12 protein-coding genes, 1 pseudogene and 1 riboswitch are annotated in these 12978 nt (G+C 72.2%); of the genes and pseudogenes, 8 read left to right on the plus strand and 5 right to left on the minus strand.

All coding sequences use genetic code 11. From position 1 onward, the window contains the following. Window positions 1-90: 90 nt before the first annotated feature. The 3 genes from ACWEN3_RS11485 to ACWEN3_RS11495 all read left to right on the plus strand — a co-directional run bounded on the left by ACWEN3_RS11485 (window position 91) and on the right by ACWEN3_RS11495 (window position 2260). On the plus strand, window positions 91-681 hold the full coding sequence (locus ACWEN3_RS11485) for a hypothetical protein (protein ID WP_452968694.1): 591 nt from the start codon (window positions 91-93) through the stop codon (window positions 679-681). Between the two features lie 377 nt (window positions 682-1058). After that, entirely contained in the window at window positions 1059-1853 is a 795-nt protein-coding gene (locus tag ACWEN3_RS11490) for an SDR family NAD(P)-dependent oxidoreductase (RefSeq protein ID WP_452968696.1), read from the plus strand. 197 nt (window positions 1854-2050) lie between these two features. Continuing rightward, window positions 2051-2260 (plus strand): hypothetical protein, encoded by a 210-nt coding sequence (locus ACWEN3_RS11495; RefSeq protein ID WP_452968699.1) that lies wholly within the window; start codon window positions 2051-2053, stop codon window positions 2258-2260. 93 nt (window positions 2261-2353) lie between these two features. Here the strand turns inward: ACWEN3_RS11495 and ACWEN3_RS11500 are convergent, their stop codons facing one another. Then, window positions 2354-3646: an NRAMP family divalent metal transporter gene (locus ACWEN3_RS11500; RefSeq protein ID WP_452968702.1), complete on the minus strand. Its 1293-nt coding sequence runs from the start codon at window positions 3644-3646 to the stop codon at window positions 2354-2356. After that, window positions 3643-5010, minus strand: a complete 1368-nt coding sequence (locus ACWEN3_RS11505) for a magnesium transporter MgtE N-terminal domain-containing protein (RefSeq protein WP_452968705.1) — start codon at window positions 5008-5010, stop codon at window positions 3643-3645. The genes ACWEN3_RS11500 and ACWEN3_RS11505 overlap by 4 nt, the downstream gene beginning before the upstream one ends. A 290-nt stretch (window positions 5011-5300) precedes the next feature. Next, a riboswitch (M-box (ykoK) riboswitch) is annotated at window positions 5301-5472 on the minus strand. 96 nt (window positions 5473-5568) lie between these two features. Between ACWEN3_RS11505 and ACWEN3_RS11510 the strand changes: the two genes are divergently transcribed. Continuing rightward, the gene (locus tag ACWEN3_RS11510) at window positions 5569-6354 is read left to right on the plus strand and encodes a hypothetical protein (RefSeq protein WP_452968706.1); all 786 of its coding nucleotides are present in this window, start codon (window positions 5569-5571) and stop codon (window positions 6352-6354) included. 172 nt (window positions 6355-6526) lie between these two features. Here the strand turns inward: ACWEN3_RS11510 and ACWEN3_RS11515 are convergent, their stop codons facing one another. Next, window positions 6527-7177 carry a TMEM175 family protein gene (locus ACWEN3_RS11515; RefSeq protein ID WP_452968709.1) on the minus strand — a complete coding sequence of 217 codons (651 nt, stop codon included), beginning with the start codon at window positions 7175-7177 and terminating at the stop codon, window positions 6527-6529. 47 nt (window positions 7178-7224) lie between these two features. Next, window positions 7225-7428, minus strand: a pseudogene (locus ACWEN3_RS11520) (helix-turn-helix domain-containing protein); the annotation flags it as partial. Window positions 7429-7473: 45 nt separating this feature from the next. On the opposite strand from ACWEN3_RS11520, the gene ACWEN3_RS11525 reads away from it, so the two are divergent. Together ACWEN3_RS11525 and ACWEN3_RS11530 are read left to right on the plus strand one after the other, a co-directional pair. After that, the gene (locus tag ACWEN3_RS11525) at window positions 7474-8511 is read left to right on the plus strand and encodes a serine/threonine-protein kinase (protein WP_452968712.1); all 1038 of its coding nucleotides are present in this window, start codon (window positions 7474-7476) and stop codon (window positions 8509-8511) included. A gap of 71 nt (window positions 8512-8582) precedes the next feature. Further along, complete coding sequence (locus tag ACWEN3_RS11530) at window positions 8583-8828, plus strand: hypothetical protein (RefSeq protein ID WP_452968715.1); 246 nt, start codon at window positions 8583-8585, stop codon at window positions 8826-8828. Between the two features lie 33 nt (window positions 8829-8861). Here ACWEN3_RS11530 and pdxR read toward each other — a convergent pair whose 3' ends face one another. Then, on the minus strand, window positions 8862-10283 hold the full coding sequence (gene pdxR, locus ACWEN3_RS11535; RefSeq protein ID WP_452968718.1) for a MocR-like pyridoxine biosynthesis transcription factor PdxR: 1422 nt from the start codon (window positions 10281-10283) through the stop codon (window positions 8862-8864). Between the two features lie 47 nt (window positions 10284-10330). Between pdxR and ACWEN3_RS11540 the strand changes: the two genes are divergently transcribed. Both ACWEN3_RS11540 and ACWEN3_RS11545 read left to right on the plus strand, forming a co-directional pair. Further along, entirely contained in the window at window positions 10331-11818 is a 1488-nt protein-coding gene (locus ACWEN3_RS11540) for an MFS transporter (RefSeq protein WP_452968721.1), read from the plus strand. Window positions 11819-11849: 31 nt separating this feature from the next. Continuing rightward, window positions 11850-12890: a vWA domain-containing protein gene (locus tag ACWEN3_RS11545; RefSeq protein ID WP_452968724.1), complete on the plus strand. Its 1041-nt coding sequence runs from the start codon at window positions 11850-11852 to the stop codon at window positions 12888-12890. Window positions 12891-12978: the final 88 nt, after the last annotated feature.

Consider the following 12978-nt stretch of genomic DNA (forward strand, 5'->3'; position numbering starts at 1 on the left):
AAATCGGGGGATGGTCCCCGTTTACTCGGCCGACGATAGCATCCGTATCGGGGAACACTCCCCGGTACGAGGCGAGAAGAGGGAGACGTGATGGGTGGACTGGTCGGGACCTGCGCGGCCGCGCTCGTCGCGACCCTGTTGCTGGTGCGCTGCCGGATGCCGCGTGGATCGGCCGCGCGCTGGCGGCATGACTGGCTCGGCGACGCCGTCTGGATCTGCAGGCGGATTCCCGTGCTGCGGCGTTGGGTGACCGACGGCAACGCGGCCTGGGTGCGCCGGCACACGATGGGCGTCTTCGTCGGGTTGAGCGCGCTGGTCGCCATGGGTCTCGTCGGTGCTCTCGCCGGCGGGGAGGGGTGGACGGATCCGCTGCTGATCGCCTGGGCGCTGGTCGTCGAGACGACGGCCTATCTCGCCTTCTGCTGGATCAGCAACCTGATCGGAGGCTTCATCACCCGGCCACCGCGCACAGCCATCCGCCACATCGCGGAGGTGTCCGTGATCGCCGGATGCGTCGCGATCCATCTCGCGGTCGCGTTCCGCGACGCGCTGTGGTCCGTGCTCGGCGCCGGAGAACCGATGTCCGTCCCGTCACTGGTGGTGCTCACCCTCGGGGCCGGGCTGGTGTGCGGCGCGGTCACCGCCGTACCACTGATCGCTTGCCGCCGCCGTGTGGCCTGATCCGACGCGCCGTTCCCTTGCCGCCCCTGATGACGTCGTGGCGCGGATCGCCGCCATCGCCGTGGCCACCACGGTCGCCATCCTCATCCTGCGGCGCCGCGATCCAGCAGCGTGATCCCACACCATTCGGACTGAGCCGGGGCGAACACGCCGCCCAGCGGAGGCCATTCAGGGCGCCGCAGGCGGCGTACGGCGTCTTCGGCAGCCCCTGTGTGGCTACGACGGCGATGTCTACGGCCCCGGCGGGCTCCGCTGGGCAGGCACGTCACGTTCCAACGGGCCGCCGAGATGCACGGCGCACGTCGCCGCTCGCCTGAGCCGGCTGCGTCGGTTCCGCCTACCGTGGAGACAGGGGGCCGACCCGGACAAGGAACGCCATGGACCTCCAGCTCAAGGACAATGTCGCCGTCGTCACCGGAGCGAGCAAAGGCATCGGCCTGGCCGTCGCGGACGCCTTCGCCCGGGAAGGGGCACAGGTCGTCGCCGGCAGCCGGAGCAGCACTCCCGAGCTCTCGGGGCTCCACGAGAAGTACGGGGTCACCGTGGTTCCGGTCGACCTGGCCAGCGCCGAGGGACCGGACGCACTCGTCCGGATCGCAGTGGACCAGTACGGCAGGGTCGACACTCTGGTCAACAATGTGGGCGCCGCGACGCCCCGCCCGAGCTTCCTGGACGTCGACGACGCCGAGTGGCAGCGGATCTTCGACATCACCCTGTTCAGCGCGGTCCGGGCCAGCCGCGCGGCTCTCCCCCACCTGCTCCGCGGCGACGGGGGCTGCATCGTCAACATCAGCTCCATCAACGCGCGCCTGCCCTTCCCCACGGTCGTCGACTACTCCGCGGCCAAGGCGGCGCTGGCCAGCCTGACCAAGTCGCTGTCCGAGGAGTTCGCACCGCGGGGCGTCCGGGTCAACTCGATCGCACCGGGGCCGGTGCGCACCCCCTTCTGGACCGAGCCGGGCGGTTTCGCCGATGTGATGGCGTCCCAGAGCGGCACCACGGCGCAGGAAGCCATCGATGTGGTCGTGCCGCAGAGCATGGGCATCTCCACGGGGCGGGTCACCGAGGCCCACGAAGTCGCCGATCTGGCGCTCTTCCTCGCCTCTCCCCTCGCCGGCAACATCACAGGGGCCGAGTTCACCATCGACGGCGGTCAGGTCAAGACGATTTGACCATGTGGCCGCCGTCGATGGACGGCTGCCACACGATCCCGGGCAGGTGGCGACCGGGTTCCGGTACACGGCTCCCCCGGCATCGCGCCGGCGTGTTCGCCCGCCGGCAGATGCCCAGCGGCTATGCAAGGTCACGGTCCGATGCCGTCCGGGCCCACGACCGCAACCCGCGCGGCCGGACCGCCGTTGGCCCACGCGTGGACGACGAAGCCCTCATCCCCGGTAACGCTCGACTCCTCGGCTCCTACTGGCTGGACTCCCCCTACTGGCATCCGGCACGGCCCTGCTGCTGCTTCGCACCGCCCCCGCGAAGGCGGGTGCGCGGCGCGCGGCTCGCACGGACTGCCCTGACCGTGGCCGCCTGCGCTCTCGTCCTCGCCGCACTCGCCCTCGTCGCAGCCGGCTGACGCCCCGGCGCCGAGAGGGGCCGGGCGCCACCGTCCGCGCTCCAGCCCCTCGGCAGGAGCGCGGACGCGTCGCACGCCGGGCTGTGTCCGGGGTCAGGCGAGGCCGAACCAGCCGAGGACGGTCTGGACCAGCAGGATCGTCGACATCGCGCCGACGCCGACCACCACGACGGTGGCGGCGACGCGGTAGCGCGGTCCGTTCGTGGCGGCGCCGAGAACCGAGCGCCGGTTGGTCAGGACCAGCAGGTAGACCAGGACGATCGGGCTGATCAGGCCCTGCAGTACCTGGGTGCCGATGAGGAGCTGGATGACGTCGACCGGGGTCATGGCCACGGCGGCGCCGAGGATGATCTGGGCGGTGAACAGGCCCAGGAACAGCGGGGCGTCGCGAAAGCTGCGGGAGACGGAGCGCTCGACACCGGCGGCCTCTCCTATGGCGTAGCTGGCGGAGAGCGGCACCACGGCGCCGGCCAGCGCGGAGGCGCCGATCAGGCCGACGGCGAAGAGGAGTTCGGCGTTCTTCCCGGCGACCGGTTTGAGGGCTTCGGCGGCTTGGGCGGCGGAGTCGAGCGGGCCGGTGCCGCCGATGGCGGACGCCGTGGCAATGATGATGGTGAGACTGATGACGCAGGCGAACACGGCCCCGAGGACGGCGTCGGCGCGGATGAGGGGGTAGTCGGCGGGCTTCGCGCCGCGGTCGACGACGCCCGCCGCGGCGTAGAACTGCATGTACGGGCTGACCGTCGTCCCGATCAGGGCGACCGCGAGCAGGATGAAGTCCTTGCTCGGCTCGATGTGCGGGACGACGAGGTGGTGGCCGACCGTGCCCCAGTCGGGATGGCCGAGGATCATCGCGATCGGGTAGGCGAAGAACGCCAGCGACATGATCAGGAAGATGCGTTCGGCCCAGTGGTACGAACCGAACAGCACCAGCGCCCACAGCAGGATCGCGGCCGGCGGGATGACCGCCCACTTGGGCACCCCGAGCAGTTCGAAGGCCGCGCCGATCCCGGCGAACTCACTGACGACCAGGCCGGTGTTGGCCAGTAGCAGGCAGAACACGGCGAGGGCGGTCAGGCGCAGGCTGAACTGCTCACGGATCAGCGCGCCCAGGCCCTTGCCGGTGTGCGCGCCCAGCCGGACGGCCATCTCCTGCACCATCACGAGGGCGACGGTGACCAGCACCATGAAGAACAGGGTGCCGTACGTGAATTGGGAGCCCGCGGAGGCGTAGGTGGCGATACCGGCGGCGTCGTTGCCGGCGTTCGCGGCGACCAGGCCGGGACCGGCGACCGCCGCGATCATGGTGATCCGCCGCCAGCCGGTGCGGCGTACGGGCGTGGTGGACTTCGCGGCCGCGGTGGCCGTGTCGAGGTCGCGGGTCACTGCAGAAACCTCCTGAAGTGCAGGCGCCCGCGTTCGGGCAGCATCGCGTCGAGCAGGTCGTCGGCCAGGATCCGGCCGATCGGGCGGTCGGTGTCGTCGACCACGAGCAGGGAGGAGGCACGGGCTGCGACCAACTGGTCGGCCGTCTCCGTCAGGCTTGCGGTGGCCCGCACCGTGTCCGGTGGACCGAACTGCGCCCGCCAGGCCGCCAGATCGGCCATGGGGGTTACGTCCTCGGCCACCGCCAGGTCGAACAGCGCGACGTCGCACAGCAGCCGGTCCGCGCCGTCCACCACGGCGATCGCGTCGATCTCGGTCCGGTGTTCGGCCTGTTCTGCCAGCCGCCCCCGTACCTGGGCAACGGTCTCGTCGAGTTGAGCGGTGATCAGCAGGGTGGTCATCGCGCCGCCCGCGGTGTCCGCCCGGTGGGCGAGCAACCGGCGCAGTTCCGCCGCCTCTGTCTTCGGCATCCGTACCAGCAGAGCGTCGCGCTCGTCACGAGTGAGGTCGCGCAGGGCGTCCGTGGCCTCGTCGGGTTCCATCTCGTCGACCAGGCGGGCGGCGTGTTCCGGCTTGGCCTCGCGCAGCAGGTTCTGCAGCTCCGCCGGTTCCATCTCCTCCAGCGCGTCGGCGGCCTGCTGCGGTTCCAGCCAGCCCAGGAGCTGCTGGCGCTCGGCTCGTCCCAGGTCTTCGAGGATGTCGGCCAGGTCGGCAGGGCGCAGCCGGTGCAGCGCGGCTCGCGAGGCGCGCAGCCGGACCTCCGGAGGGCCCTCGGTGGCCTGTTCGGCGAAGGGCGCGACGGCCTGCCAGTCCAGCACCCGTTCCGGGGTGGGGCGGGCCTGCCAGCGGCGCGGGCCCAGGCGGCGGAGCAGGGTGGGCAGCGAGACGTCCACACCGACCAGGACGATCTGATCGACCAGCGGCGCGAGGTAGAGGTCGGCGGCCCGGGTGACCTGTACGCCGTCGACGTCCACGAGCTGGTGGTCGAGTACGTCCTTGGCCAGCAGCGCCTCTCCGGGACGGCGGATGAAGTCACGCAGGTCGACCCGGGCCGTGCGCAGCCGCACGTGCCCGGCGTGCACCTTGCCGACGCTCTCGACGGGCAGGAAGGTCCTGCGGCGCCCGATGCGCAGGATCAGTCCCGTCACCGGCGGGTACGACTCGCTGCCGTACAGACGGGCGACCACGTCGGCGACTCGGCCGACCTCCTCGCCCGACTGGTTGGTGACCGGGCCGCCGATCAGCCCGGCCAGCGACACCAGAGAAGTGCGTACGGCCTTGGACGCGGTGACACGGCGCTCCAGGCTGATCCGGCGACCGCGCAGACGGGCCGAAGTGGACATGAGCAGAGTGTGGGCAGCCAAGATGAACACCCCCATGCCCCGGGATGGCGGGGCTACGGGCGGCCCACAGCAGCGCGCTTCCTCCCCCGGACGGCCGCACGGCATGCCGGACGCAGGTCGACGCACGGCCTGCGGGCCGGACGGGGGTCAGGGAAGAGAAGGCTGCCGCGGACCGCGGAAGGACGGCGCGGACAACACGAAGAGGGGCCGACTATGGCCCGGACTACTGTCCATGTCGCCTCCTCCCGGTCACGGCCGCGCACAAGGTGTCGCGATCCTGCGGCAAGGGGCAGCCGGAACCGGCTCGGCCCAGCGCACCCCAACTCGTCAGAGCTTTGGCACTCCACGGCGTGATCCCTCGCGAGGGAAGCCACTTGGGGTCACCCCTTGGGCCGGGGAGACCTGTCCTGATCCGGAGCGTCTCTCGACGGGTGGGATCAGTGGCCTGTGTCCGTGAAGACGCCTCACCGAACGAGGTGTCTGCATCAGCACCCAGGGTAGCCCCCCTGAACGGTCTTCCCCGCCCAGGGTGGCCCTCCTCTCACCCGACTCCTAAGGAACGGAGGCCCGGCCACGTCCGTGACCTGGGCAGGACGGCGTGGCGCGACGGCTGACGCTCCGGAGGCGGTCGCTCGGACGCGCCCAGAGGCGGAGCGGGCCCGTACGGCGACGTACCGCTGGCTGCTGGAGACCGCGGTCGTCGCCGGACGCTGGTACGAACCCGAGCACGGAGCCCCGCCGGCCGGCGGGCGGGGCATGGTCGACCTGTCCGACTCCGGCCGGGCGCGTGAGTGGCTGCAGGTGGAGGGAGCCCACTGGCTGACGGCCCTGCGCGCCGCCGCGGCGGCGGGCGAGTACGCGACCGTAGTGGAGGTGGCGGAGTCGCTTCACTGGCTCTCCGACCAGTGGATCTTCCGGGTGCACTGGCCCGAGGTCTTCGCCGCCGCCGCCCGTTCCGCCCGAGCGCTGGACGAACCCCTGCTCGAGGCGACGCAGCTCGACTACCACGCCTGGGCCCTGCTCATCCGCGAGGACCGGCCGCGGGACAGCCGCGCCCGCTCCGGACGGGCGCCGGCCGCCGCCGAACGTGCCGGTGATCCGGGTCAGCAGGCGTGGGCGCACAACTACGGCGCCTGGGCGCACCGCCTGCTCGACGAGCCGGCCGAGGCGCTCGAGCACAACGAGCGGGCGGGCCGGCTGTTCGAGGCCGCCGGTGATCTGCACGGCTCCCTGCAGAGCATGCGCTCCCGCGCCCTCGGACATGACCCGTCTCGGGGTGATGCGGAGAGGTCGTCGCCCACTGGCGGACCGCCGTCGACATCTGCCGCGCCACCGGCAACACCGCCGTGGAGAGCCGGCAACTGACCGAGCTGAGCGGGGCATCGCTGAGCGCGGGCAGGAGGGCCGAGGCACGGGAGGCGCTGAACGCCGTCTCGCCCTGGGGCCGGACGCCGACCCCCGGCGCGCGGCCCACCCCCGCGAGCGGCTCGCCCGCCTCGACGCGCGTGAGCGCCGGCCCGCACGGGGTGACACCCCGTCAGCCTTCCCGCCCCTGCGGGAACCCTTCGCTGGTGACGAAGTAGAAGACGGGGAGCACCACGAAGACGGCGATCGCCAGCAGCGGCGCGACGAGCACGCCGAGGAGCCCGGCGGTGCCGTAGGCGACGGCTCCGGCCAGGGACCGCTGCCATCCGTGTCGTACGTAGGCGTCCTCCACGGCCGGTTCCAGCACCTCGGGCCTGCGGGCGAGCTGGTGGTAGAAGAGCACCCAGCTCAGACACATCGCCGCGGCGAGTCCGGCGTAGAGGGCGACGGCGACCCGCGCGTCGGATCCCGAGGGGTCGGCCTGGAGTGCGCTCGCGACCACCGCGGTGGGGAACGACAGGGCCGTCGTGGTGAACAGCAGCAGCAGATTGGCGGCGTGCAGCCCGCGGTCCATGTACCTGATCCGCACGAAGGCCTGGTGGTGGTTGAGCCAGATCACCGAGATGTATCCGAACGAGGCGAGATAGCCGAGGTAGGCGGGCCACTGGGCCACCAGGGCGTGCCCGAGACCGCCCGGCCGGTGTTTGGGGTCGGACAGACCGAGGACCAGCAGCGTGACGGCGACGGCCAGCACGCCGTCGCTGAAGGCCTCGGCACGGCTGGTGTCGGAGCGGGAGAACCCGTGGAGGCGGGCGCGGGACACATGGGCTCCTGACGTACGTGCGGACGGCGGGACGGACCGGTGGCGAGCTACGTCGCCTCCGGCGCGCCCGGGGTCGGGCCCGCGTCCCGCCACTCGCTGGGCGAACAGCCGTAGGCCGCCTTGAAGACGCGGCTGAAGTGCGCCGCGTTCTGGAATCCCCAGCCGCGGGCCACCGCGGAGATCGTACGGCTCACCCACCCGCGGCGAAGCGGCTCACGTGCGCACTCCTCGATGCACCGCCGCTGGATGAGATCGCCCTGCACGCGGGCGCCGAGGCCATCGGGACCTGGCGGGAGATGGAGCGGGCACGGCCCACCTCCGGGGCGGACCAGCCGTCGGTCTTCGGCTCGTACGAGGTGCTGGAGTGCGTCGGCGAGGGCGGCTTCGGGCGTGTCTACCTGTGCCAGGATCCCGACGGGCTGATGGTCGCGGTCAAGACCCTGCACGCGCACCTCGCCGCGGCTCCCCCGATCAGGCGGGGCTTCGCCCACGAGGCGCGGGCGGCCCAACGGGTCGACGGGCGGTTCACCGTGCCGATGATCGCCGCGGACACCGACGGTCCGACCCCGTGGATGGCGGTGCCGTACGTGGCCGCCCCCTCGCTGCGGGAACTCGCCGAGCGCTGCGGGCCGCTGGACGTCGGCCTCGTGCGCACCCTGGGGGCGGGCATCGCCCTCGCCCTGAGTGCCATCCACGCCGAGGGCATCGTGCACCTCGATCTCAAGCCGGCCAACGTGCTGCTGACCGAGGACGGCCCGCGTGTCATCGACTTCGGCATCGCCCAGATCGAACGGCTCACCGAGCCACGGCGCGGCTTCGCGGGCACCTACGCGTACGCCTCCCCTGAGCAGCTGCGCGAACAACGCACCTTCACACCCGCCAGCGACGTGTTCTCCCTGGGCACCGTTCTCGCCGGCCTTGCTCTGGGGCGCAGCCCCTGGGGCCGGGACACGCCGTCCGTGGTCGCCGGCATCCGGGCCGGCACACCCGATCTCACCGGGCTCCCCGAGGACTTCGTGGCGCTGGTCCGATCGTGCCTTCACCTCGATCCGGCCGAGCGGCCGACGGCCGGTGAGGTGGCCGAGGCACTGGTTCCCGGAGCCGGTGCGGGCGGATCGAACCGCCACCGCTGTCCGACCGGGCGCGGAACCTGGTGGCGGAACATGCCACCATGCCTGCCACACGCCACTACGAGACCCTCGCCTACACCCGAGCTCATGCCGCCGAAGACACCACATGGTTGGTGCCGCAGGCCTGCCACGCCGTCGAAACCGCGGTCACCAGGCCCTCGCCCGAGTCGGACGCCCACAACGGTGGCGCCACCCGCACGGTGACGCTCGAGGAAGCGGCCGCGGAGCTGGCGGCCCGAGTCCATCGCTGGGAGCGCGAACAGGAGGGGTCGCCCATGGCGCAGACGCGCCGTGGCTGCGGCACCTTGCTCGACGAGGCCCAGGCACGGCTCGGCGCGCGCCACCCGCTGACACTGCGTCTGCGCGTGTCCCACGCCATGCTCGGCTGCGACCGGCCCGGCGGAGTGGCACAGGCCGAGCAGGTGGTGAACGACGCCGCTGTCCACCTCGGCGAGGGCCACCCCACCGTGCGGGATGCCCGTACGCTGCTGGCGGTGCTGAAGTCGGCGGGCGCGGGGTGAGGTTGGACGCGGGCGGGTTCTGGAAGACGGGACCTAGGCCGGCGTCCGTCCCTCCAGCAGGTCTCCCACCGTCCGGATACCTTCCGTGATCGAGCGCTCGGGCAGGTCGCCGAAGCCCAGGACGAGTTGCGGCGGATCTGCCGCCCCGGAGGTGCGGTGGGAGCTCATGCTGTAGAGGCCGACCCGGCGGGCGCGGGCGGCGGCGATCACGGCCTGCTCGTCCGTCCCGGCCGGAAGATGGGCCACGGCGTGGAAGCCGGCTGCGAGGCCGGTCAGGCGTACGGCTGGGGCGTGGGCGGCGAGGGCGGTACGCAGGGTCGTACAGCGGGCCGCGTACAGGGTGCGCATGCGGCGCAGGTGGCGGTCGTAGCGGCCCGACTCGATCAGCCGGGCGAGGGCGAGTTGGTCGAGCGTGGGGGCACCCCGGTCGGCGATCCGTTTCAGTGCGGTGAGAGGCGCACTGAGCGCGGGCGGTGACAGCAGCCAGCCGAGGCGCAGGGCGGGGGCCAGGGACTTGCTGACCGTGCCGATCGACACCAGGCGGTCGGGCGCCAGGCCCTGGAGCCCGCCGACCGGCTGCCGGTCGTAGCGGAACTCGGCGTCGTAGTCGTCCTCGACGACGTACGCGTCGCGGCGCCGGGCCCAGGCGACCAGCGCGTGCCGGCGTTCAGGGGCGAGGACGACTCCGGTGGGCCACTGGTGGGCGGGGGTGACGACGACGGCTCGGGCGCCCGTCGCCTCCAGAGCGGTGACGTCCATACCGTGCGCGTCGACCGGGACGGGGACGGGGGTCAGTCCGGCGGCTCGGATGGACGCGGCCGTGGTGGCCGGGGCGCCGGGGTCCTCGATGGCGACGGCACGGATGCCCGCGTGGACGAGGGACTGCAGGGTGAGGGCGAGCCCCTGGGCGTACCCGGAGCAGACGAGGGTGTGCGCGGGGTCGGCGGCGGCCGCGCGGACCCGGCGCAGATAGGCGGCGAGTACCTCGCGCAGGACCCGGCTACCGCGCGGATCACCGTAGTCCAGCTCGGCGGTCGGCATGGCCCGGGTCACCTCCCGGACCGCCCAGAGCCAGTCGGCGCGGGGAAAGGAAGCCAGATCCGGCACGCCGTGCCGGAAGTCGGCTATCAGGAACGGAAGTTGACCGGTCCGCTCCGCCTGGGGCGAGGGCGCGGCGGTGGGTGCGCAGGGGGCCACGCGCGTGGCCGAGCCGACGCGGCCGACCAGATAACCCTCGGCCTGCAACTGGGCGTAGCAGTCCTGGACCAGGCCACGGGAGAGGCCGAGGGCCCGCGCGAGTTCCCGGGAGGAGGGCAGCCGTTCGCCCTGGCACAGGCGCCCGGTGCGGATGGCGTCCCGTACTTGTCGCTCAAGCTGGGCGCGCAACTGTTCGCCGCTGCTCCGGTCGACGGTCAGCAACAGCTCGGGCGAGAGACCGGCCCACTGCACAGGCATGGAATTGGAGCTTACCGGGGGGCCGGTCGGAACCTAGCGTCCAGGGCATGAGCAACTCCCTTACTAACCCCATGACTTCCACCGCCCGGCCGCCCTTGCTGACCCGTGGGCTGCTCCTGCGGTTCGTGAGCGTGGTGGGTTCGAATGTGAGCTTCTTCCTGCTGCTCTCGGCGGTGCCCGTGCACGCCGGGCGGAGTGGGGCGGGACTCGCGACCGGCTCGCTGATGCTGTCCACGGTGCTCGGCGAGCTGGCCGGACCCCGGATCCTCGGCCGGTACGGCAGCCGGGGCCCGCTGGCGGCCGGACTTCTCCTGCTGGGCGCCCCCGCGCTCGCGCTGTCCCTGTCCGACGGCCCGGCCTGGACGGCAACGGTGTGCGGGGTGCGCGGCCTGGGCTTCGGCCTCTCGATGGTCGCCGGCGGCGCCCTGACGGCGGCCCTGATCCCGGGGGAACGCAGGGGCGAGGGCATCGCCCTGGTCGGGCTGGTCGGAGGCGTGCCGTCCCTCGTCGCGCTGCCCCTGGGCGTCTGGCTCTCCGGCCACATCGGCTACACCCCGGTCACCGCGGCGGCGGCCCTCGCCGCCCTCATGGCGATCCCGACGGTACGGGGGCTGCGGGAACAGGGAGAGCCGGCTCCGAGGAGGCGGAGGCGGCGCGGGCTCGGGCCGGAGACAGCCGCGGACGGCGCCGTACCGGTGCTGTGCGGCGACGAGGCGACCGGCGGTGGGACGAGCGCGTCCGATGGCATCCCGGATACGCCCGGCGCCCAACAGGCCCCACACCCTGGCGACGTCCGGCCGAGCACGGCCGATAACGGCCCCGACGGCCCCGACGGGTCCGACGAGTCCGACGAGTCCGACGAGTCCGACGGGCAGGCTTCGTGCGCGACCGATGTCCGGTCGAGCACAAGCAACGGCGGGCCGGTTGCGTCCGGTGGGCGAACGAAGGCTCTCGGGGTGGTGGGTGGCCTGCGGGCCGGCGGGCTGCGGCGACCGACCGTGGTGTTCGGGGCCACCGCCGTCGCCGCCGGCATCCTGGTCACCTTTCTGCCGCTGGCGGTCCCCCACGGGTCCGGCATCGCGACGGTGGCCCTGCTGGTGCAGAGCACCGCCTCGACCGCGGCCCGCTGGGTGGCGGGGCGGTACGGCGACCGCCGGGGCCCGGCACGGCTGGTGGTACCGGGACTGCTGGTGTCGGCCGCCGGTCTGTCGACCCTGGCGGCGCCCCCCGGCCCGGTCGCCGTACTCGCCGGTGCGGCCGTCTTCGGCACCGGCTTCGGCATCGCCCAGAACGCCACGCTCACCCTGATGTACAGCCGCGTCTCCCGCCCGTCGTACGGCACGGTCACCGCCCTGTGGAACCTCGCCTACGACGGGGGCATGGGCGTGGGCGCCGCGGGCTTCGGCCTCCTCGCGGCACACACCGGGTACGGGTGGGGGTTCGGGCTGACGGGGCTGCTGATGCTGGGCGCCCTGGCGCCGGCCGTGCGCGACCGGCGATCCAAGATCGATTGTCAGTGGTGCGTGAGACGGTAGGAGCATCGAGTCGGAACGAGGGGGAGCCGTCATGACCGGAAGCCAGAACTACATCAATCACGTTGCCCTTGTGCTGGATGCCAGTTCGTCCATGACCCATCTGAGCCGCAAGGTCGTCGAGGTCGCCGACCAGCAGATCGCCTACCTCGCCCGCCGGTCCAGGGAACTGGACCAGGAAACCCGCGTCACGGTGTACGTCTTCGCCGACAAGGTGGAGTGCGTCATCTATGACAAGGACGTGCTGCGGATGCCGTCGCTGAAGCAGCTGTACCGGGTGGGTGGGATGACGGCTCTGCTGGCGGCCGCACTGAAGTCACAGCGGGAGCTGGCGCAGACGGCGCAACTGTACGGCGACCACAGCTTCCTGACGTTCATCCTCACCGACGGGCAGGAGAACGCGAGTCACCGCTGCCCGGACGCCCCCACCCGGAATCCGCGTGACCTGGTCGGGGCCGTGGCCGAGATGATCGAGACGCAAGAGGTCAACTGGACGCTGGCCGTCCTCGTGCCGGACCAGATGGGCAAGCGCGAGGCCATCCAGTGCGGTTTCCCGAAGGACAACATCGCCGTCTGGGACGCCACGAGCACACGGGGGCTGGAGGAGGCCGGGCACGTCATCCAGCAGGCCACCGAGAAGTTCATGGTGGGCCGTACCAAGGGCGTCCGGGGAACGCGGGCGGTGTTCTCCGTGGGTGCGGAAGCGGTCAACAGCGACACCATCAAGGCGGCCGGCCTCACCCCGGCGAACCCGTCCGAGTACCAGCTGATCTCCGTCGCGCGTGACGCGGGGATCCGGGACTGGGTCGTGGAGTCCGGGCACACCTACCGTACCGGCGGTGCGTTCTACCAGCTGAGCAAGTCGGAGAAGATCCAGGCGCGGAAGCAGATAGCGGTGCTGGAGAAGAAGACGGACCGGGTGTACACGGGGCCCGAGGCCCGGGCTCTGCTCGGCCTGCCGGACGTGGAAGTCCGCGTCAAGCCGGACCACAACGACGACTTCACGATCTTCGTGCAGAGCACCAGCGTGAACCGGAAGCTCGTCCCCAACACGCGGCTCCTGCTCATGCTCTGAGACCCCGGCCCCACCCGCGCGACCGGCCGATGAGCGGCCGTTCGCACGGGTTCGACGACACACGGGGGCACCGGACCCCACCCCGACC

Source organism: Streptomyces sp. NPDC004561 (assembly GCF_053602155.1).